The organism is Sphingomonas sp. UV9, assembly GCF_004101245.1.
Taxonomy (GTDB): Bacteria; Pseudomonadota; Alphaproteobacteria; order Sphingomonadales; family Sphingomonadaceae; genus Sphingomonas.
The window spans coordinates 402,022-421,959 of record NZ_SCIN01000002.1 but is presented as its reverse complement, the minus strand read 5'-3'; the positions used below and the strand labels follow the sequence as shown (position 1 = coordinate 421,959).

Below are 19,938 nucleotides of genomic sequence, written 5' to 3'. Positions count from 1 at the left end.
GGAATGCGCACCGCCACGATTTCCCGCTCCACCGCCGAGACGGCGATCGACGTCACCGTCACCCTCGACGGGACTGGCATCTATGACGTCGAAACCGGCGTCGGTTTCTTCGATCACATGCTCGAACAATTGTCGCGGCATTCGCTGATCGACCTGCACGTCCGCACCAAGGGCGACCTGCACATCGACGAGCATCACACCGTCGAGGATACCGGCATCGCGATCGGCCAGGCGTTCGCGCAGGCGCTCGGCGACAAGCGCGGCATCCGCCGCTACGGCGACGCGCTGTCGCCGATGGACGAGACGCTGACGCGGGTAGCGCTGGATATTTCCGGGCGGCCGTGGCTGGTGTGGAAGGACCTGTTCTCGCAGACGCGGCTCGGCGGCATGGATACCGAGATGTTCGCGCATTTCTTTCACAGCTTTGCGCAGGCCGCCGGCATCACGCTGCACGTCGAGACGCTGTACGGGACGAACAACCACCACATCGCCGAGGCCGCGTTCAAGGGCGTCGCCCGCGCGCTGCGCACCGCGATCGAGATCGACCCGCGCAAGGCCGACGCGATCCCGTCGACCAAGGGGATTTTGTGACGCTAGCCCTGATCGATTACGGCGCGGGCAATCTCCATTCGGTCGAGAACGCGCTGCGCACCGCGGGCTGCACCGACCTGATCGTTACCGCGGACGCTGACGTCGTCGCCAGGGCGGAGCGGATCGTCCTGCCCGGCGTCGGCGCATACGGCGCCTGCGCCGCGGCATTGCGCGCGGTGCCGGGGATGGTCGAGGCGTTGAACCGGCGCGTGCGCGACGAGGGTATGCCGTTTCTCGGCATCTGCGTCGGCATGCAGCTGATGGCCGAGGCGGGCGAGGAAATGGGCACGCATGCCGGGCTCGGCTGGATCGCCGGGCGCGTGCGGCGGCTCAATCCGGGCAGCAGCGACGCGAAGGTGCCGCATATGGGCTGGAACGATGTCGTCCCCACGACCGCACACCCGCTGATCGAGCCGGGCGAGGCGTATTTCCTGCACAGCTTCGCCTTTGAAGGCGCCGACGTACTCGCCACCACCGAGCACGCCGGCGCGGTAACCGCGGCGATCGGTCGCGACACGATGATCGGCGCGCAATTTCATCCCGAGAAGAGCCAGCGCTACGGCCTCGCCTTTCTCGAACGATTCCTGGAGTGGAAGCCTTGAATACCCCCGCACCTCTCATCGTTTTCCCCGCGATCGACCTGAAGGCGGGTCAGGTCGTGCGGCTCGCCGAGGGCGATATGGACCGGGCGACCGTGTACGGCGACGACCCCGCGGCGCAGGCGATGCTGTTCGCGGACGCGGGCGCGGAGCATCTGCACGTGGTCGATCTCGACGGCGCGTTTGCGGGGGCGTCGGTCAATGGCGACGCGGTGCGCGCGATCGTTGCGCAGTTTCCGGGGCATGTGCAGCTCGGCGGCGGGATCCGCACGCGGGCGAGCGTCGAGGGCTGGTTCGATCTGGGCGTGTCGCGCGTCGTGATCGGGACGGCGGCGCTGGAGGACCCCGAGTTCGTGCGCGGCGTAGCGAAGGATTTCCCCGGCGGCATCGTCGTCGCGGTCGACGCGAAGGACGGCATGGTCGCGACCAAGGGCTGGGCCGACGTGTCGACCACCAGCGCGACCGACCTTGCGCGGCGGTTCGAGGATGCGGGCGTGGCGTCTCTGCTTTTCACCGATGTCGGGCGCGACGGGATGCTGAAGGGGTGCAACGTCGAGGCCACCGTCGATCTGGCGCGCTCGGTCGACATCCCGGTGATCGCCAGCGGTGGGGTCAAGGGGATCGCCGAGATCCACGTTCTTGCCTTGCATGTGCGCGACGGCGTCGAGGGGGTCATCACGGGGCGGGCGCTGTATGACGGGCGGCTCGATCTGGCGGCGGCTTTGAGCGTGGCGAAGGCAGCAGGATGATTCACGCGGAGACGCGGAGACGCGGAGGGCGCTGTCGCGCCGCAGGCAAGAATTTGTTCACGCGAAGGCGCGAAGGCGCGAAGAGTGAGCAGACAGTAGAAGCGGCTCCTCTTCTGACCCTTCGCGCCTTTGCGCCTTCGCGTGAATCATTCTTTGCGGCTCCGCCGCGTCTCCGCGTCTCCGCGTCTCCGCGTGAACCATTTCTTCGAGACTGCGCGTGACGGTCCGTGCCCGTGTGATCCCGTGCCTCGACGTCGCCGACGGCCGCGTCGTGAAGGGCGTGAACTTCGTCGAACTGCGCGACGCCGGTGATCCGGTCGAGCAGGCGCGCGCCTATGACGCCGCCGGAGCGGACGAATTGTGTTTCCTCGATATCGGGGCGAGCCATGAAGGTCGCGGGACGATCCTCGACGTCGTGCGCAGGACGGCGGCGGTGTGTTTCATGCCGCTGACGGTCGGCGGCGGCGTGCGGACCGCGGATGACGCGCGCGCGCTGTTGCTCGCGGGGGCGGACAAGGTGGCGGTCAATTCGGCGGCGGTCGAGCGGCCGGAACTGGTCGCGGATATCGCCGAGCGGTTCGGCAGTCAGTGCTGTGTCGCGAGCGTTGATGCGCGGCGGTCGGGTGACGGCTGGGAAGTGTTCACGCATGGCGGCCGGCGCGCGACGGGAATCGATGCGATCGCGCATGCCTTGCGGCTCGCCGAGCTTGGCGCGGGCGAGTTGCTGGTCACGTCGATGGACCGCGACGGGACTCGGAGTGGCTACGACCTCGAGCTGATCCGGGCGATTTCCGACCGGGTTAGCGTGCCCGTCGTTGCGAGCGGCGGGGTTGGCGGGCTCGACGATCTGGTGGCCGGCATCCGTGACGGGCATGCGTCCGCGGTGCTGGCCGCATCGATCTTCCATTTCGGGCAGGCGTCGATCGGCGACGCGCATGCTGCGCTGGCGGCGGCGGGGATTCCCGTGCGGACGCCGGTTCGCGTGGCCTGACGGGCGTGCCGGTGCTCGCCGTCCTCGCGGTCGAATCGGGACATAGCGGCGTCGCGCATCCGCCGACCGGGCTGGCGATGTCGGACGTCGCGCTGTTCGTGTTTGCGGCGATCGGGGTCTGGCTCGTCCGGCGCGCGTTGCGGAAGCGGTTTATCGAGGCTCGTCGACGCAATCTTGCTGATCGTGAAGCGGCAGGTCCACCCAAGAAGGATTGACCCGCCTGCCCGGCTGCGTCAGCACGCCGCGCATGGCAGACCCCGTATTCGACCGCCTCGAGGCGACCATCCGCGCGCGCCGCGATGCGCCCGCCGACACTAGCTACACCGCGAGCCTGTTCGCCAAGGGTCGCCCCAAGATCGCGCAGAAGCTCGGCGAGGAAGCCGTCGAGACGGTCATCGCCGCGTGCTCGGGCGACGAGGCGAGCATCGTGCCGGAAGCGGCGGATCTGATGTTTCATCTGGCGGTGCTGCTGGCGGATGCGGGGCTTAGCCTCGACGATGTGCGCGCCGAGCTGGAGCGGCGCGAGGGCGTCGGCGGACTGGTCGAGAAGGCCGGCCGGACGGGCTGACCTGCCACCTCCGTCATTCCCGCGGAGGCGGGAACCCAGACTGGCTGGCCGTGCAATAGGACCACCGGCGTGCGAGGATATGGATCCCCGCCTGCGCGAGGATGACGGAATGGGGGATGTTCCGACGAAAACTGGCTATGATTGCGCAAAAGGAGCTTTGCCCCATGCCGATCGACGCCACCCAGCCGTATGACGACCAGAACATCTTCGCGAAGATCCTGCGCGGGGAGATTCCGTCGAAGCGGGTGTATGAAGACGACTTCGCGATCGCGTTCCACGACATCAACCCGCAGGCGCCGACGCACCTGCTCGTGATCCCCAAGGGCGACTATGTCTCGTGGGACGATTTCTCCGCGCGTGCGCCCGACGCCGAGATCGCGGGATTCATCCGCGCGGTCGGCGCCGTCGCGCGCGCCGCGGGCCTCGTCGAGCCCGGCTATCGCCTGCTCGCCAACATCGGCCAGAACGGACACCAGGAGGTGCCGCACCTGCACGTTCATATCTTCGGCGGCCGTCCGCTCGGGCCGATGCTCGCGCGATAGCGCGGCTTTCTGCCACTAAAGGATTGCACGTAATAAAATTGCCATTAGGCTCGCCCGCTTGAGCAAGGGGCCTTTTGACCCGGCCCTAGCAATCCCCGGGGGGTACCGAATTGATTTTTGGTCGTGTAAAATCACTGGACGCCATTCTGGCGACGGCGGAGAAGAAATCGCTCCACCGAACGCTCGGCGCGTTTCAGCTTACCCTGTTCGGCATCGGCTGCGTGATCGGAACAGGCATTTTCGCCCTGACGGCCGCAGGCGCTCAAAAGGCCGGGCCCGGCTTGATGCTGGCCTTCGCCATCGCCGGCGCGATCTGCATCGTAGCAGCGTTATGCTATGCAGAAATCGCGTCGATGATCCCGGTCGCCGGCTCTGCCTACACCTATACCTATGCGGTCATGGGCGAATTGCTGGCGTGGACGGTCGGCTGGGCGCTCGTCCTTGAATATGCCGTTGCTGCTTCAGCCGTGGCGGTGACGTGGTCGGACTATTTCCAGGGGACAGTACTACGAGAATTTCTCGGCATCCATTTGCCGACATGGCTCGGTGCCGGTCCGCTTGCGCTCGGCGGCTCGCCAGGCGGGTTCGTCAATCTGCCAGCGATCGTCATCGCGATGGGCATTACGGGCTTGCTGATCGTCGGCACGACCGAGAGCGCGCGGCTGAATACCGTGCTGGTCGCGATCAAGGTGGTCGCGCTGACCGCGTTCATCATCCTTACTCTGCCCGTCGTCGATACTGCGCGCTTTAATCCCTTCCTGCCTGCCGGCGTGTTCGGGGGATTCGGCACAGGGGTAGGCGCAGTGGGCGCTGCGGCGACGATTTTCTTCGCCTATGTCGGCTTCGACGCGGTCTCGACCGCAGCGGAGGAAACCAAGAACCCGCAGCGAAATGTCCCGATCGGACTGATTGCCTCGCTGCTATTCTGCACGGTCTTCTACATACTCGTCGCGGCGGGAGCGATCGGCACGATCGGCGGGCAGCCGATCATGGGACCGAACGGCATCCCCTTCCCCGCCGGATCCGAGGAACTGGCTCGTCAGTGCGCGTTGCCGCAATATGGTGAGGCACTGGTTTGCTCGAGAGAGGCGTTGGCGCATGTCCTGCGCGTGATCGGATTCAGTACGGTCGGGAACATGTTGGGTATTGCCGCCTTCGTGGCACTCCCCTCGGTCATTCTCGTGCTGATGTTCGGCCAGACACGAATCTTCTTCGTGATGAGCCGTGACGGACTGCTCCCGGAAGTGCTCAGCCGGGTTCATCCGCGCTTCAAGACGCCACATATCGTCACGGCAATCACCGGCACGGCCGTGGCCCTCGCTGCAGCTTTCCTACCGGTTGGGCAATTGGCCGACATCGCCAATGCCGGTACGCTTTATGCTTTCATGATGGTGGCGATCGCTGTGCTGATCCTGCGGCGTACCGAACCAAACCGGAAGCGGGCGTTCCGAACGCCTGCGATCTGGCTGGTCGCCCCAGCAACGATCGCTGGCTGCGTCTTTCTGTTCTTCAACCTGCCATCGGCGGCGATGCTGGTTCTGCCGCTATGGGGCGCGGCCGGCCTGGTGATCTACTTCCTATATGGTCGCCGCATGAGTCATCTCGGTCGTGGGATCACGGATACTGACGATGACATCGACATGATACCGCCGGGCTCGCAGTAAATTCGGACGCAGAAAGGGCCGCAGGAGGAGACTCCCGCGGCCCTTTTTTTGTGCGCGTCGTGCCGAGCGCGTCATCCCCACCTGCGCGGAGATGACGGTGGCGTTCAGCCGATATGCTTGGCGGCGAGCGCCTTCATGTCGACCATCGGGCGTGCGCCGACATGGCTGATGATCTCTGCCGCGCAGACCGCCCCGAGCTTCAGCGACGCGTGCAGGTCATGGCCCTGCGCCTGGCCGTGGAGGAAGCCCGCCGCGAACAGGTCGCCCGCACCGGTCGTGTCGACGACCTTGGCGATCGGCTCGGCCTTCACCTCGGCGCGGTTGCCGTTCTGGAGCGCGCAGGCGCCGTGCTCGCCGCGGGTCACGACCAGCGTCGGGACCTGTGCCGAGATCTTGGCGACCGCCGCGTCGAAATCGTCGGTCTCGGCGAGCGCTGCCAGTTCGCTCTCGTTGGCGAACAGGATGTCGATCAGCCCGTCGCTGAGGAGCTGGCGGAAATCGCCGCCGTGGCGCGAGATGCAGAACACGTCGCTGAGCGTGAAGGCGACCTTGCGCCCTGCCCCGCGCGCGCAATCGATCGCAGCGCGCATCGCGGCGCGCGGCTCTTCGGGATCCCAGAGATAGCCTTCGAGATACAGGATCGCGCTGTCGGCGATCATCGCGGTGTCGATCGCGGCGGCAGGCAGGAACTGGCCCGCGCCGAGGAAGGTGTTCATCGTGCGCTGGCCGTCGGGGGTGACGAAGATCAGGCAGCGGCCGGTGGTCGGATCACCGGGACGGACGGGCGTCGTGAACTCGATACCGATGCTGCGGACGTCGTGCGCGAAGACCTGACCGAGCTGGTCATCGGCGACCTGGCCAATGAACCCGCATTTGCCGCCGAGCGCGGCGACGCCGGCGACGGTGTTGGCGGCCGACCCGCCGGAGATTTCCATGCCTGGGCCCATCTTGGCGTAGAGCGCGTCGGCCTCTTCCGACGAGAACATCAGCTGCATCGAGCCCTTGGCGACACCGATCTCGTCGATGAACGCGTCGGTGGCGGTGCTGAGGATGTCGACGATGGCATTGCCGATCGCGACGACGTCGTAGGTGGGATTGGACAAGGGGCGCACTCCGGGCGGACGGGAAAACGCTTGCCGTAAATGGCGGGGGGGATTGGTGCAACCGGCGTGGGTTGAGCCGGGGGGCTTGGGTACTGCTAAGGTACGTTCCGGAACGCCTGTACGAAACTCCACCCCGGCGGAGGCCGGGGCCCAGTTGGGGGACGGTAATGACGACGCTCAACGCGCCGTTATGATGGTCTCACCACCTGGGCCCCGGCCTCCGCCGGGGTGGTTGGGTATAGGACCGGCCATTCTGTTCCCTCGCGAACGTGGGGGTCCAGGGTCTCGGGCGGTACGTTTGGTTTAGCTGGGCCCCCGCGTCCGCGGGGGAACGGAAGGGTTGACGGCCTCGGTCACAAACCAACGCGCGTTGACCTGAGCCGCCCTCCCCGCCATCCCGAACCGATGATCCGCGCCCTCATCCTTTCGCTCCGCCAGTTGACCGATCCCCCGATCCTCCGCGTGTTCGTCAAGTCGATGGCGGTCACGCTGCTCGTCTTCGCGCTGCTGGGCGTCGGCACGTGGTGGGGGACGCAGGCCGCGCTCGCCGCATGGCTCGGTTGGGACGTTAGCGGGCTCGCGGCGGCGTTCGCGCTGTTCGTCACCGTCCTCGCGCTGTGGTTGCTGTTCCGCGCGGTCGCGATCGCGGTCGTCGGGGTGTTCGCGGACGAGGTCGTCGAAGCGGTCGAGGCCCGGCATTATCCCGACGCGCTGAAGACGGCGCGGCCGGTGCCGTTCGCGCGCAGCCTCGCAATGGGCCTGCGGTCCGCCGCCCGCGTGGTGCTCGTCAACCTGATCCTCCTCCCCGTCTACATCGCGCTGCTCGTCACCGGGGTCGGCACGGCGGCGGTGTTCTTCGTCGTCAACGGCTGGCTGCTCGGCCGCGATCTGGGCGACATGGTGGCGGCACGGCACATGGACGCCGCGGCGATGCGGGGCTGGCGTGCGACGACCAAGGGGGGGCGATTCATGCTGGGGCTTGCGAACACCGGACTGTTCGTGGTTCCGATCCTCAACATCGCCGCGCCCGTACTGGGCGCCGCGATGGCGACCCATTATTTCCACAGCCAATATTATCGTAAGGCCCGAGCATGACGCGATTGACGACGATAGGGATCGCGCTGGCGCTTGGCGGTGGGCTCGCGGGGTGCGCTGCACCGGTCGCCAAGCCCGCGGTCGGGCGGCCGGCGATCCCCTACACCAGCGTCGGCCTCGAGCGCGTGCTGGGCCAGGATTCCGCGGGATTGATCAAGCTGTTCGGCCAGCCCGACGCCGACGTCCGCGAAGGTACCGCGCGAAAGCTGCAATTCCAGAGCGGGATCTGCGTGCTAGACGCATATCTCTATCCCAAGGGCTCGGACGCCCCGCGCGTCACCTATCTCGATGCGCGTGAGCCCGACGGGAGTACGATCGACCGCGCGAGTTGCGTGGCAGCGCTGACCCGGCGCGACGGCGGCAGATAATGGTGGCATGTTCGCCGATCAGCGGCACTTTCGTCCTTTGGCAATAATATGATCGTTGCAGCCCTGTTGCTCGCGCTGGTCGCGCCCGGCTCGGCGCCGAGGCCGGCGCCCGGCCCGACCATTGCCGCGGTTTTACGCTTGTCACCTGCCGATGCGGGCACGCTCGTCTTGCTGGGGCAGGACCATCGCCGTATCGAAACCGTCGTGTCACCACCCCCGCAAGGGCTCCAGCCGCCGGGTATGTCGGAGCTCGAGCTGGTGGAACACGCCACCTTCGAAACCCAGGGTTGCGTCAGGAAACGATGGACCGCCGTCTTCGCGCGCAGCCCGGAGAGAGCAGGCGAAGCGGCAACGCTGTTTAGCGTTCGCGGCGGCACCGAGGTGACGATGGCAGAGTCTGGAGCATGCCCGGACGGTCAGTATGTCCGTGTGAACCCGGGCATCGAACCAGCACGGGCCTTCGACGCATTGGCGCAACTCGGACATATTCAGTCTGGGCGGGGCCAGTCGGGGCGGGGCAAAGTGCGCTTCTCATGTTCAGACAGCACATCGTCGCGGCTATGTGCCAACGCTGGCACCACCCAGCACCGGTTGGCGGGCCTGTCACCTTGGGCCGTATCGTTCATTGGCGAGACCGTCGTCTTCTGGCTTGGTACACCGGGCCAGGTCGTGACCGAGGTTCGGTTCGATACCGGAACACCGGACAGGGTCTTCGTCGACCGCCGTATACCGGCGCCCGCCTGACCCGCGATTTCAGACGGCCCCATTGTCGGCGTCGCAATGCGTCGCCCATTCCTTGACAACCGCCTCGTCGGTCTCCGTTACGGTTCGCGTGGCTCGCTCGACTAGCCATCGATTCCGGTCGAGCAGGGCGAGCGCCCACGCTGCGGCGCCGCGAACGATTGCGGCATCGTCTGCGAGCAACCTGCCGACGGGCATGACCAGCGCGGGATCGCCGCTGTTGCCGGCCGCGATCAGGGCGTTGCGGATCATCCGGTCGCGGCCGATGCGCTTGATGGGCGAGCCGGCGAAGACCATGCGGAAGGTGGCGTCGTCGAGCGCCAGGATGTCGGCGAGTTCGGGCGCGACCAGTTCGGCGCGGGGGTGGAAGGCGAGGTTCGCGTTGGCGGCGGCGGCGAACTTGTTCCAGGGGCACACGGCGAGACAGTCGTCGCAGCCGTAGATGCGGTTGCCGATCGCGGCGCGAAATTCGTGCGGGATCGGGCCGGCATGCTCGATCGTGAGATACGAGATGCAGCGACGGGCATCGAGCTGGTACGGCGCGGGGAAGGCGGCGGTCGGGCACGCGGTCTGGCACGCGTCGCAGGTGCCGCAGGTGTCGGTACCGCCTGCGTCCGGTGCGAGATCGAGTGTGGTGTAGATCGCGCCGAGGAACAGCCAGCTGCCATGCTCGCGGCTGACGAGATTGGTGTGCTTGCCCTGCCAGCCCAGCCCTGCGGCTTCGGCGAGCGGCTTCTCCATCACCGGCGCGGTATCGACGAACACCTTTAGGTCGAACGGTGGCAGATCGCGCCCTGCCTCCTGTGCGAGCCAGCGGCCGAGCGCCTTTAGCTGGCGCTTCACGACATCGTGATAATCGGGCCCCTGCGCGTAGACCGAGATGCGCCCTACCCCGCCCTCGTCCGCGAGCCGCAACGGATCGTCCTTCGGCGCATAGCTCATGCCGAGCGCGATGACGCTGCGGACCTCGGGCCAGAGGCCGGCGGGGCTCTCGCGGTGGTGCTTGCGCTCCTCCATCCAGATCATGTCGCCGTGGCGGCCGTCCGCGAGCCATTGGTGGAGCCGCTCGCCCGCCAATGGCGCGGCGTCGGCGCGGGCGATCCCGCAGGCGACGAAGCCCAATTCGGCCGCCTTGGCCTTAAGTCGGTGTTCCAGCTTGTCTTGCGCCACGTCGGACCGCTACCACGACGTCACCCTCGGGAGGAAGATTGCGCGTGAACGATGAATGGGCGGTCACCGCGAACGGAATCGTGAAGCGGTTCGGCGATCGGCGCGTGGTAGACGGGGTCGATATCATGGTGCCGCGCGGCTCGGTCTACGGCGTGCTCGGGCCGAACGGCGCGGGGAAGACGACGACGCTGCGCATGCTGCTCGGCATCATCGAGCCCGACGAGGGTAGCCGCACGCTGCTCGGCTACGACAATCCGCGCGATGCGAGCGACCGGGTCGGCTATCTGCCCGAGGAGCGCGGGCTGTATCCGGCGATGAAGGCGCGCGAGGCGATCGCATTCCTGGGGGCTCTCCGCGGGCTCGACTGGAAGACGGGCCGCGAGCGGGCGGTGGTACTGATGGAGGCCGCGGGCCTTGGCCATGCGGTCGACGAGAAGATCCGGAAACTGTCGAAGGGCATGGCGCAGCTGGTGCAGCTGCTCGGATCGGTGGTCCACCAGCCCGATCTGCTCGTGCTCGACGAGCCGTTTTCCGGGCTCGATCCGGTCAACCAGGAGCGGCTCGAGACGCTGATCCTCAACGAACGGAATCGTGGCGCGACGATCCTGTTCTCGACGCATATCATGAGCCACGCCGAACGGCTGTGCGACCGGCTGGCGATCATCGCCGGCGGCAAGCGGCGGTTCGAGGGGACGGTGGCGGATGCGCGCGGGATCTTGCCGCAGCGCGTCCACTACACGCCACATCGGCCCGATCCGGCGATCAGGGGGGTGCTGCCGACGGACGCGCTGGCGGACGGAGATAGCTGGCGGTTCGAGCTGCCGAACGAGGGGATCGAGACGTTGCTCGTACGGTTGATCGACGCGGGATACGGGATTTCGGGACTGTCGATCGAGCGGCCTGGTCTGCACGAGGCGTTCGTCCGGATCGTCGGCCAACATCCGGATATCACGCAGGAGCAGCCGGCATGACGCGCTTCCGCCGGACACTCCGCCAGACCTTGACGATCGCGCGGCGCGACTTCATCGCTACCGTCTTCACGCCGATCTTCCTGCTGTTCCTGTTCGCGCCGGTCATCATGGGATCTTTCGGCGCGATCGGCGGGCTGGGCGCGGCGAGCGTCAGCGGCGGCGCGCAGGACAAGACGCGGATCATCGCGATCGTCCCCGCCGCCACGACGCGGCCGATCGCCGAAGCCGATAGGCGGTTGCGCGGCATGTTCCGCGACGACGAAGCCCCGCCCGCGCTGACCACCGTCGCGCCGTTGGCCGATCCGGCGGCGCAGGCGCGTGCGGCGTTCGAGACGAAGGATATCGACGCGTCGGCGGTGATCTATGGCCCGCTCGATGCGCCGCAGATCCTATATGGTCCGCGCGGGCGGCGATCGGCGGATTATCTCGGGTTGCTCGCGCAGACGACGCTGGCGGCGGAAAAGCTCGGCGGCACGCTGCCGACGATCGCGGCGACCAAGATCCGGATCACGCGCTCGACAACGTCGGTCGGGGGCCAGCACCAGTCGGCGTTCTTCGCGGTGTTCGGGATCTTCTTCCTGACGCTGTTCCTGTCGGGCCAGGTCGTCGGCACGATGGCCGAGGAGCGCAACAACAAGGTGATCGAGGTGCTCGCCGCCGCGGTGCCGCTGGAATCGGTGTTCTTCGGCAAGCTGATCGGGATGTTCGGCGTGGCGGTGCTGTTCGTCGCGTTCTGGGGGACCATTGTCACCCAGATCACGACGCTGATGCCGGCGGGCGCCGCGGCGGCGCTGGGCGACCTGACGCCGGCGGTCGGCGCGCCGATGTTCGCGCTGCTGTTCGCCGCGTATTTCAGCATGGCGTATCTGCTGCTCGGCTCGGTATTCCTCGGCGTCGGGGCGCAGGCCTCAACGATGCGCGAGATCCAGATGCTGTCGTTGCCGATCACGATCCTGCAGGTCGCGATGTTCGGGCTGTCGTCGGCGGCGGTCTCGCGTCCGGGCAGCTGGATCGCGACCTTTGCCGAACTGTTCCCGCTGTCGTCGCCGTTCGCGATGGCCGGGCGCGCGGCGAATTCGCCCGAGCTCTGGCCGCATATCGCGGCACTGGCATGGCAGGCGTTGTGGGTGACGGTCTTCATCACCGTCGGCGCGCGTCTGTTCCGGCGGGGGGTGCTGCAGTCGGGCAGCGCCCGACCGTTCTGGCGGCGGAAGGCCAAGGTAGTTTGAGTTCACGACTTCCCCCGCCTCTCGCCAATCCTCCCGTTCGCCCTGAGCGAAGTCGAAGGGTCGGCCTCAGGTTCAGGTGCTTCGACTTCGCTCAGCACGAACGGGAATTGGGCGTCGTCGTGAGTCTATTGACATAAGTGTCAGCTAGGCCTTTCCTGTGGCAAAAATACAGGAGAGAGATGATGGCGACTCTGGTGAGAGACGTGGCGCAACACGCAGTCGATCCGCTCGATGTGAGCCGCGCTGAGCTGTACCGCGACGACCTGTGGCAGGCGCCGTTCAAGACGCTACGGGCCGAGGCACCGGTCCATTATGTCGCGCAGTCCGACTATGGGCCGTACTGGTCCGTCTCGACGTACAAGGGTATCGTCGAGGTCGAGTCGCTTCCCGATCTCTATTCCTCCGAAGCCGGCGGGATCACGATCGCCGATTTCGTCGCCGAGCGCGACGTTCGCATGCCGATGTTCATCGCGCGCGACCGGCCAGTGCACACGGGGCAACGCCGCACCGTCGCGCCCGCCTTCACGCCGAGCGAGATGACGCGGATGTCGGGCGATATCCGGCGGCGGACCGCGGACATGCTCGACAGCCTGCCGTGGAACACGCCGTTCGACTGGGTGGATACCGTCGCGATCGAATTGACCACGCAGATGCTCGCGATCCTGTTCGATTTTCCATGGGCCGATCGGCGCAAGCTGACCTTCTGGTCGGACTGGGCGGGCGATATCGAACTCGTGAAGACCGAGGAACTGCGCCAGCAACGCCTCGCCCACATGTTCGAATGCGGGTCCTATTTCAAAGGCCTTTGGGATGCAAAGCTCGGCAAGGAGCCGACGCCCGACCTGATCTCGATGATGATCCATTCGGACGCGATGTCTCACATGGATCACAACGAGTTCATCGGGAACCTCATCCTGCTGATCGTCGGCGGAAACGATACGACGCGCAATTCGATGTCGGCACTCGCGTACGGCCTCGACAAGTTCCCGGAGTCGCGCGCGAAGCTGGAGGCGGATCCGGGGCTGATCCCGAACGCCGTGAGCGAGATCCTGCGCTGGCAGACGCCGCTTGCGCATATGCGGCGGACCGCGACGGCGGATGCCGAGTTGATGGGGCAGCAGATCAAGGCGGGTGACAAACTGATCCTCTGGTATCTGTCGGCGAACCGCGACGAGAGCGTGTTCGGCGACGATGCGGACGCGATCGTCGTCGATAGGCCGAATGCGCGGCGTCACCTGGCGTTCGGGCACGGCATCCACCGCTGCGTCGGCGCGCGGCTGGCGGAGATGCAGATTGCGATCCTGCTGGAGGAAATGGCGAAACGGCGGATGCGGATCAACGTGCTGGCCGAGCCGACCCGGGTGAGCGCCTGCTTCGTCCACGGCTATCGGACGCTGCCGGTGGAAATCAGCAAATACTGAGGCTTGGCATCACCTTATCGCGTGGTTCGGCCGTACCTATATCCGAACCATGGAGACGAACATGACCCAAGACCGCCGCGCTTTCCTCACGCTGGCTGGAGCAGGCGTCGCCGGCTTCGCGCTCTGGGGATGCTCGTCGCAACCCGCCCAGGCTGCCGAGCGGTTCGAAGTGACGCTGACCGATGCGCAGTGGCGTAAGAAACTGTCGCCGGATGCGTACAACACTCTGCGCAAGGAGGGGACCGAGCGCCCCTATTCGAGCCCGCTCAACGGCGAGCACCGCGCGGGGATTTTTTCTTGTGCCGGCTGTGCGTTGCCGAATTTCTCGTCGAAGACCAAGTTCGAGAGCGGGACGGGCTGGCCGAGCTTCTGGCAGCCGCTGCCGAGCGCGGTCCGGACTCGGGTGGATTCGACGCTGGGTATGGCGCGGACCGAGGTGCATTGCCGGCGGTGCGGCGGCCATTTGGGCCACGTGTTCGATGACGGGCCGAAACCGACGGGCAAGCGCTATTGCATGAATGGCGATGCGCTGACGTTCAAGGCGGCTTGAGGGGGCTCATCACCGACGTGGCCTGCGCGGATCGCTGCTGAGTAGGTAAAGCGTGTTTCCCCGCGAAGGCGGGGATCCAGACTGGGCTCCCGCCTTCGCGGGAGAACAAGGGAGGTTGGAGGGATCGGCTAAGGAACGCTTAGCCCGCTCCAATGGAGGGCGAACATCTGCCCTTCACTCCACACCGCCCCGGCGAAGGCCGGGGCCCAGTTGGCGGACGTCGCTAACGAGGGTGGGGGGCTGTTACTGCGACCTTTCCAACTGGGCCCCGGCCTTCGCCGGGGTGGTCGCTTAGCTGTACTGTCGGGGGGCGATCAGTAGCGAAACCTCGGATGTAGCGTGGACTGCTGATACCGTCAGGCGACTATCAAAGTGACGAACCTCAGTTCGCCTCGTTCACCAGCGTGAAAATACCGCGGGGATCGGTGGGTCCGTGCTGAACGCTTGCCAGCTGCGCAGCGTTGGCGCGCTGCGTTGCGGTCGGGGTGTTGGTGGCGCTGGCCATCTGGAACGAAGGCTGGGCAGGCGCGTCGAGCGTGTCGCCGGCCGGGGCGTGGCCCGAATAGATGAAGCCCTTGGTCGGATAGATCGAGGTGCCGAGGTCGCCTTGGGGACCGTACCAGACCTTGACCTTGCTCCAGTCACCGGCGTCCGAGACGTCGATCGCGCGGACGTTGGTCTCGATCGCGCCGCGACGCGACCAGTTGGCGTGGGTCAGGAGAACTTCGCGGTCGCTGACGACCTTCGAAACCATCGCGACATGGCCGACGCGCATCCGCGAGGTCGGCGAGAAGGCGAGAACCGAACCGGCCTTGGGGGTGTGGCCACGCTCGTAGCGACCCTCGGCCTGGCTCCACCAGGTGTTTGCGTTGCCGCGGATCTCGATGCCGGACACCGAGCGGGCAAACGTGACACACTGCCAGAACTGGGCTGCTGCCGGTGTGGCCGTCATCAGGCCGCACGATACCACCAGCGCAAAACGCGCTGCTAACGCCTTGAAATTCATCGAGACCCCCCGGCCAAAACCCGTTTGTCGCATTCTGGCTACGGGAGGTTCGATTTAATTGAAAGTCGGCCGGGAACCATATCCGACGAAGCGTGTTACCGCGCCGACCAACGCCCCAAAGCGTCAGCCCGCCTGGCTCAGTTCATCAGTTTCCAGCCGGTTATGCGGTCCACGGTGACCTGCGTGACCGCATGATAGCCCGGTCGCGCCTTGCCGTAGATGTCCATCGCCAGCTTGTGGCCCCAGTCGCCCGACTCCATCATCTGCTGGAACAGCGGCGCGACGAATTTCCGACGGCCCTGCGAGGTCAGGAACTGCTCGGCCGAGGCGTTGGCAGGCGCATAGTGATTGGCGAGCGCGAGTTGCAACCAGACGAAACGGATCTCGGCATTGCCGGTGGTGTTCCAGCCGAACGTGTCGTCGAGCGTCTTTAATCGGTCGTTCGGGAGTTTGCGCGGCAACTGCGTGATGAAGCGCGTGATCTCCTGCGTGGTCGCCTTGCCGGGGACGGCCGAGACGGGCCCGCCCGCTGCATATGCCTTGGCCGCCGCATCGACCGCGGGGAACGCGGCGGACGTCACGTGCACCGCGTTCGCCGGGATGCCGGGCTGGTACACCCAGGTATCGACGCCGATCGTTTTCGCCTCGGCCGGCGTCAGCAGCTTCGACTTGATATCCGTGAGGAAGCCGGCGCTGGTCTGCGGCTGGAAGGCGTGGCGGTCGAAATAGCTGCGGAGATACGCGTCCCACCGCGCGCGGCCGACCTGTTTCTCGATCGTGCGGAGGAACGTCGCGCCCTTGTCATAGGCGATCTGCGTCATGCCGTCATCGGGATCGCGCGATGCGTCGAGATCGAGGTGGAGCTTCGTATCCTTCGCGGCGGGGCCGCCGGCCTCCTTCACCGCGCCCTGCATATCGGTCCAGGCGAGATCGGCCTCCATGTCGGCGCGGCGCTTGCCGTAGAGCGCCTCCATGATCCGGTTCTCGAAATAGCTGGTGAAGCCCTCGTTGAGCCAGAAATCGTCCCACGTCGCATTCGTCACGAGGTTGCCCGACCAGCTATGCGCGAGTTCGTGCGCGATTAGCGAGACGAGGCTGCGGTCGCCGGCGATCGCGGTCGGCGTGGCGAAGGTCAGTGTCGGGTTCTCCATGCCGCCGAACGGGAACGACGGCGGCAGGACCAGCACGTCGTAGCGGCCCCAGCGATACGGACCGTACAACCCCTCGGCGGCGGCGACGAATTTTTCCAGCTCGCCGAACTCGTACGCGGCCTTGGGCAATGTCGCGGGTTCGGCCCAGATGCCGGTACGCGGGCCGGTCGACTTGAACGCGATATCGCCGACCGCAAGCGCGATCAGATACGGCGCGACGGGCTTGTCCATCTTGTATTCGAACGTGCAGCGATCGGCGGCGCAGACCGGCTTGCCCGACGACAGCCCGCTCATCACCGCGGTCAGTTGCTTGGGCACCGCGATCTTCGCTTCCCAGGTCTGGCGGATACCGGGCGAATCCTGCGTCGGGATCCAGCTGCGGTTGAGGATCGCCTCGCCCTGGCTGAACAGGAAGGGCTGCTGCTTGCCGGCGGTCTGTGCGGGGGTGAGCCATTGCAGCGCCTTCGCGTCCGGGGACGAGGCGTAGGCAATGCGGATCTTCTTGGCCCCGTTGAGCGTGACGGTCAGCGGTGCGCCGTGGATCTTGTCGACCGCACCGACCTCGTAGGGCAGCGGCTTGCCGGCCATGTCGGTGATGGTGACGATCTTCAGCCCGTTGTCGTCGAGGACGACCTGCTTGGCGCCGGCGGCTGCGAGGATGTCGAGGGTGGCGATGCCACGGATGACGTGCGTGTCGAAGTCGGCGGCGAGATCAAGCGCGACGTGCGTGACGCGCGCTTCGGCGGGGCGGGCGTAACTGTGCGGATCGCGCGCGTCGGGGGTGGTGAGGATCGGCGCGATCGTCTGCGCGACCGCGGGGGCGGCGAGGACGAGACCGAGGGCTGTGGCTAGTGCGGGGATGCGCATGGGGACTCCGATATTGCCGTTCCCCGAGGTCGGGAAGGCCAAGCGTCGATCCTAACGTGGTGTCCCGCATGCTGGAAGGCTGGGGTTGATAGCCACCCTTACGATCCTCCCCCGCCAGGGGGAGGTGGCACCGAAGGTGACGGAGGGGGAGGACACGGAACCGCAGTTGTCCCTTACCTCCCCCTCCGTCTGGCAAGCGCCAGCCACCTCCCCCTTGCGGGGGAGGATCATGGAAGCCGTCGCTCCTAGCTGTTGGAAACTGTCCCCGTCGCCAGCCTAGCCAGCCGTGCCTCATGCTCCACTCGCCCGAACGGGAAGCGGGAGAAGAAGAACGCCGAGACGCACGCCAGCACGATGTAGAGCCCGGCATAGATCAACGTCAGCCGGTCGATCGTGGCGACCGGCACGCTCCCCGGAGTCGCCTTGGCCGGGAAGCCCGCCACCGCGAGGATCATGCCGGCGAAGAAGATGCCGATCCCGCTCGTGCATTTCTGGACGAAAAACGATCCGGCGAAGAACACCCCTTCCGAACGCCGACCCGTCTTCGCCTCCGAATCCTCGACCACGTCCGCCATCATCGATGCGCCAAGGATGAACCCGGTGACGTTCGACGCGGTGCCGAGGATGAAGAAGCCGAACAGGATCGGCAGCAGCGCGGGATCACCGACCTCGGGAAAAACGCCGAGCATCCGCAACCAATAGGGCGAGGTGTTGAGCGCCGCGCCGAGCAGCACCGCGAGCATCGCCGCCTTGGGCTTGCTGGCCGATCTGCCAAGCCGGGGTGCTGCCAGAAACGCGAGGAATACGCCCGAAAACAACGCGATCGTCAGATAGACGAACACCGGTCCCTTGAAGCCCCAGACATAGGTGTAGAGGTAGTTCGACATCGCATAGCTGATGCCCTGGATCGTGTAGGCGCAGACGCCGGCCGCCATCAGGATCGCGAAGGCGCGGTTCTTCACGGTCTGGCGGAGTTCGGCGAAGGACTCGCGCAACGTCTGCTTTGCGATCGGCGGGTTGGGGAGATGCTTGATTTCGTGGTGCGTGCCGAGCGCGGAGACGAGGATCGCGACGCCGATGAACAGCGCGCCCGCGAGCGCGAAGCCGCTATATCCGGCGCGGTTGAGCAGGCCGTTGGGGAACGCCGCGGTGGGCGCCAGGAAATACTGGTACGCCGATAGCAGCATCAGCAGGCCGCCTACCCAGCCGAAGAGATAGCGATACGCCATGATCCGCGTGCGCTCGTCATAACCCGAGGTGAGCTCCGGCGTCAGTGCGACCGAGGGCACCTCGTAGCAGCTCACCGCGCTGCGAACGAGCACCGCCATCGCGAACAGCCAGATCAGAGTCTGCGGCTCGGACAAGGCGGCGGGAGGGTTCCAGAGCAGCAGCCAGCCGACCATGATCGGCAGTGCCGACGCATACATCCACGGATGCCGCCTGCCCCACTTCGTCCGCGTGCGATCGGAGAAGAAGCCGACCGCGGGATCGACGAACGCATCGATCAACAGCGCCATCATGATGACGAGGCCGACGGTCGCCGATGGAAGCCCGACGACCTGGTTGTAGAACAGCAGCAGGAACGTGCCGAAGCCTGAGTCCTTCACCCCGTAGGCGACTGCGCCGAAGCCGTAGCTCGCCATGGTCCCGTTCGAGAGGCGGCGACCCGGAGCGGTCATTTCAGTTTATCGAGAATTGCGAACAGCGAGGGTTGCGCCGGGTCCCAACTCGGGCGCGTGCCGATCGTCATGCCGCCGTCGACCAGGATATGCGTGCCGGTGATGAAGCTCGCATCGTCGCTGGCAAGGAACGCGACCGCGGCGGCGATATCCTCGCCGGTGCCGGGGCGGCGGATCGGCTGCGCGTCTGCGGCGATATGCGCGATCATCGCGTCGGCCTTGCTGGTCTTGTCCTCGTCTAGTTCGAGCGCCCGCGTGAAGATGTTGGTAACGATGAACCCTGGGACGACGGCGTTCACACGGATCCTGTGCTGCGCGAGATCGGCGGCCGCCTGCTTGGTGAGGTGGAGGACGCCAGCCTTGGCCGTGGAATAGGCGGTCGGTGCGTAGCCGGTGCCGAGCGCGGACACCGACGAGGTGTTGACGATCGCGCCGCCGCCGCGCCCCCCTTGATTTCGGGCCATCAGCGGCGCTGCGTAGCGGATGCCGAGCGCTACCGATCGGAGGAGGAGCGCCTGGGTACGGTCCCAGTCCTCTGGGGAAATCTCGCCGATCGGGTCACGCGAGCCGCCGGCGCCGGCATTGTTGAACAGGATGTCGAGCCCGCCTGCATCGTCGGCGGTCTGCATCAACGCCTCGATATCGCTGGCCTGGAGCACGTCGGTGCGCTGGAAAATGATGCGGCCACAGGATGCGTCAGCGATAGCGTGGCCGCCGGCCTCGTCGATGTCGCCGATCAGGACGGTGGCGCCTTCGTCGGCGAGTCGGAGCGCGGTCGCCCGGCCGATGCCGGACGCGCCGCCGGTCACGACGGCACGCTTGCCTGAAAACCTCACACCCACTCTCCTGCTCTTTTTTGCGAGCCCGACTTTTTGCAAGCATA

Annotated in this window: 21 protein-coding genes; 15 read left to right on the top strand and 6 right to left on the bottom strand. The window is 66.3% G+C overall.

Annotated features, from left to right (window positions below; translation table 11 throughout):
- Positions 1-3: 3 nt before the first annotated feature.
- The 8 genes from hisB (at position 4) to EQZ23_RS08265 (ending at position 5,704) form a co-directional block, all read left to right on the top strand.
- The gene (hisB, locus tag EQZ23_RS08300) at positions 4-591 is read left to right on the top strand and encodes an imidazoleglycerol-phosphate dehydratase HisB (RefSeq protein ID WP_128453988.1); all 588 of its coding nucleotides are present in this window, start codon (positions 4-6) and stop codon (positions 589-591) included.
- The gene (hisH, locus tag EQZ23_RS08295; RefSeq protein WP_128453987.1) at positions 588-1,193 is read left to right on the top strand and encodes an imidazole glycerol phosphate synthase subunit HisH; all 606 of its coding nucleotides are present in this window, start codon (positions 588-590) and stop codon (positions 1,191-1,193) included. Before hisB ends, hisH begins: the two co-directional genes overlap by 4 nt.
- Positions 1,190-1,939 (top strand): 1-(5-phosphoribosyl)-5-[(5-phosphoribosylamino)methylideneamino]imidazole-4-carboxamide isomerase, encoded by a 750-nt coding sequence (gene hisA / locus EQZ23_RS08290; RefSeq protein WP_128453986.1) that lies wholly within the window; start codon positions 1,190-1,192, stop codon positions 1,937-1,939. The genes hisH and hisA overlap by 4 nt, the downstream gene beginning before the upstream one ends.
- Positions 1,940-2,156: 217 nt before the next feature.
- The gene (gene hisF, locus EQZ23_RS08285; protein ID WP_128453985.1) at positions 2,157-2,930 is read left to right on the top strand and encodes an imidazole glycerol phosphate synthase subunit HisF; all 774 of its coding nucleotides are present in this window, start codon (positions 2,157-2,159) and stop codon (positions 2,928-2,930) included.
- A gap of 11 nt (positions 2,931-2,941) precedes the next feature.
- On the top strand, positions 2,942-3,145 hold the full coding sequence (locus EQZ23_RS08280; protein WP_240663423.1) for a hypothetical protein: 204 nt from the start codon (positions 2,942-2,944) through the stop codon (positions 3,143-3,145).
- A gap of 32 nt (positions 3,146-3,177) precedes the next feature.
- Entirely contained in the window at positions 3,178-3,498 is a 321-nt protein-coding gene (locus EQZ23_RS08275; protein WP_128453983.1) for a phosphoribosyl-ATP diphosphatase, read from the top strand.
- 164 nt (positions 3,499-3,662) lie between these two features.
- Positions 3,663-4,040 carry an HIT domain-containing protein gene (locus tag EQZ23_RS08270; protein WP_128453982.1) on the top strand — a complete coding sequence of 126 codons (378 nt, stop codon included), beginning with the start codon at positions 3,663-3,665 and terminating at the stop codon, positions 4,038-4,040.
- 110 nt (positions 4,041-4,150) lie between these two features.
- Positions 4,151-5,704, top strand: a complete 1,554-nt coding sequence (locus tag EQZ23_RS08265) for an amino acid permease (RefSeq protein WP_128453981.1) — start codon at positions 4,151-4,153, stop codon at positions 5,702-5,704.
- A 104-nt stretch (positions 5,705-5,808) separates the two neighbouring features.
- Here the strand turns inward: EQZ23_RS08265 and EQZ23_RS08260 are convergent, their stop codons facing one another.
- Positions 5,809-6,807, bottom strand: a complete 999-nt coding sequence (locus EQZ23_RS08260; RefSeq protein ID WP_128453980.1) for an adenosine kinase — start codon at positions 6,805-6,807, stop codon at positions 5,809-5,811.
- A 405-nt stretch (positions 6,808-7,212) separates the two neighbouring features.
- Between EQZ23_RS08260 and EQZ23_RS08255 the strand changes: the two genes are divergently transcribed.
- From EQZ23_RS08255 to EQZ23_RS08245, 3 genes are read left to right on the top strand one after another with little or no spacing between them, the layout of a single operon-like run.
- Positions 7,213-7,902, top strand: a complete 690-nt coding sequence (locus EQZ23_RS08255; RefSeq protein ID WP_128453979.1) for an EI24 domain-containing protein — start codon at positions 7,213-7,215, stop codon at positions 7,900-7,902.
- Positions 7,899-8,270: a hypothetical protein gene (locus EQZ23_RS08250; RefSeq protein ID WP_128453978.1), complete on the top strand. Its 372-nt coding sequence runs from the start codon at positions 7,899-7,901 to the stop codon at positions 8,268-8,270. The genes EQZ23_RS08255 and EQZ23_RS08250 overlap by 4 nt, the downstream gene beginning before the upstream one ends.
- A gap of 48 nt (positions 8,271-8,318) precedes the next feature.
- Entirely contained in the window at positions 8,319-9,014 is a 696-nt protein-coding gene (locus EQZ23_RS08245; protein WP_128453977.1) for a hypothetical protein, read from the top strand.
- A 9-nt stretch (positions 9,015-9,023) separates the two neighbouring features.
- On the opposite strand, the gene queG is transcribed toward EQZ23_RS08245, so the two are convergent.
- Positions 9,024-10,181 carry a tRNA epoxyqueuosine(34) reductase QueG gene (gene queG, locus EQZ23_RS08240; protein WP_128453976.1) on the bottom strand — a complete coding sequence of 386 codons (1,158 nt, stop codon included), beginning with the start codon at positions 10,179-10,181 and terminating at the stop codon, positions 9,024-9,026.
- Positions 10,182-10,225: 44 nt separating this feature from the next.
- Here queG and EQZ23_RS08235 point away from each other — a divergent pair, with 44 nt between their 5' ends.
- The 4 genes from EQZ23_RS08235 (at position 10,226) to msrB (ending at position 14,352) form a co-directional block, all read left to right on the top strand.
- Positions 10,226-11,152 (top strand): ATP-binding cassette domain-containing protein, encoded by a 927-nt coding sequence (locus EQZ23_RS08235; RefSeq protein ID WP_128453975.1) that lies wholly within the window; start codon positions 10,226-10,228, stop codon positions 11,150-11,152.
- Positions 11,149-12,381: an ABC transporter permease gene (locus EQZ23_RS08230; RefSeq protein ID WP_128453974.1), complete on the top strand. Its 1,233-nt coding sequence runs from the start codon at positions 11,149-11,151 to the stop codon at positions 12,379-12,381. Before EQZ23_RS08235 ends, EQZ23_RS08230 begins: the two co-directional genes overlap by 4 nt.
- 182 nt (positions 12,382-12,563) lie before the next feature.
- The gene (locus tag EQZ23_RS08225) at positions 12,564-13,802 is read left to right on the top strand and encodes a cytochrome P450 (protein ID WP_128453973.1); all 1,239 of its coding nucleotides are present in this window, start codon (positions 12,564-12,566) and stop codon (positions 13,800-13,802) included.
- Positions 13,803-13,863: 61 nt separating this feature from the next.
- Complete coding sequence (msrB, locus tag EQZ23_RS08220) at positions 13,864-14,352, top strand: peptide-methionine (R)-S-oxide reductase MsrB (RefSeq protein WP_240663422.1); 489 nt, start codon at positions 13,864-13,866, stop codon at positions 14,350-14,352.
- Positions 14,353-14,734: 382 nt separating this feature from the next.
- On the opposite strand, the gene EQZ23_RS08215 is transcribed toward msrB, so the two are convergent.
- The 4 genes from EQZ23_RS08215 to EQZ23_RS08200 all read right to left on the bottom strand — a co-directional run bounded on the left by EQZ23_RS08215 (position 14,735) and on the right by EQZ23_RS08200 (position 19,891).
- On the bottom strand, positions 14,735-15,358 hold the full coding sequence (locus EQZ23_RS08215) for a CHAP domain-containing protein (RefSeq protein WP_128453971.1): 624 nt from the start codon (positions 15,356-15,358) through the stop codon (positions 14,735-14,737).
- Positions 15,359-15,495: 137 nt separating this feature from the next.
- On the bottom strand, positions 15,496-17,376 hold the full coding sequence (locus EQZ23_RS08210) for a M1 family metallopeptidase (protein ID WP_128454689.1): 1,881 nt from the start codon (positions 17,374-17,376) through the stop codon (positions 15,496-15,498).
- Between the two features lie 245 nt (positions 17,377-17,621).
- On the bottom strand, positions 17,622-19,055 hold the full coding sequence (locus tag EQZ23_RS08205; RefSeq protein WP_240663421.1) for an MFS transporter: 1,434 nt from the start codon (positions 19,053-19,055) through the stop codon (positions 17,622-17,624).
- Positions 19,052-19,891 (bottom strand): SDR family NAD(P)-dependent oxidoreductase, encoded by an 840-nt coding sequence (locus tag EQZ23_RS08200; protein ID WP_128453970.1) that lies wholly within the window; start codon positions 19,889-19,891, stop codon positions 19,052-19,054. Before EQZ23_RS08200 ends, EQZ23_RS08205 begins: the two co-directional genes overlap by 4 nt.
- Between the last annotated feature and the right edge of the window lie 47 nt (positions 19,892-19,938).

Coding starts and splice junctions, on each gene's coding strand:
- hisB (WP_128453988.1), top strand. CDS start 4: ATGCGCACCGCCACGATTTCCCGCTCCACCGCCGAGACGGCGATCGAC.
- EQZ23_RS08275 (WP_128453983.1), top strand. CDS start 3,178: ATGGCAGACCCCGTATTCGACCGCCTCGAGGCGACCATCCGCGCGCGC.
- EQZ23_RS08270 (WP_128453982.1), top strand. CDS start 3,663: ATGCCGATCGACGCCACCCAGCCGTATGACGACCAGAACATCTTCGCG.
- EQZ23_RS08255 (WP_128453979.1), top strand. CDS start 7,213: ATGATCCGCGCCCTCATCCTTTCGCTCCGCCAGTTGACCGATCCCCCG.
- EQZ23_RS08250 (WP_128453978.1), top strand. CDS start 7,899: ATGACGCGATTGACGACGATAGGGATCGCGCTGGCGCTTGGCGGTGGG.
- EQZ23_RS08245 (WP_128453977.1), top strand. CDS start 8,319: ATGATCGTTGCAGCCCTGTTGCTCGCGCTGGTCGCGCCCGGCTCGGCG.
- EQZ23_RS08230 (WP_128453974.1), top strand. CDS start 11,149: ATGACGCGCTTCCGCCGGACACTCCGCCAGACCTTGACGATCGCGCGG.
- EQZ23_RS08225 (WP_128453973.1), top strand. CDS start 12,564: ATGGCGACTCTGGTGAGAGACGTGGCGCAACACGCAGTCGATCCGCTC.
- msrB (WP_240663422.1), top strand. CDS start 13,864: ATGACCCAAGACCGCCGCGCTTTCCTCACGCTGGCTGGAGCAGGCGTC.
- EQZ23_RS08215 (WP_128453971.1), bottom strand. CDS start 15,358: ATGAATTTCAAGGCGTTAGCAGCGCGTTTTGCGCTGGTGGTATCGTGC.
- EQZ23_RS08210 (WP_128454689.1), bottom strand. CDS start 17,376: ATGCGCATCCCCGCACTAGCCACAGCCCTCGGTCTCGTCCTCGCCGCC.
- EQZ23_RS08205 (WP_240663421.1), bottom strand. CDS start 19,055: ATGACCGCTCCGGGTCGCCGCCTCTCGAACGGGACCATGGCGAGCTAC.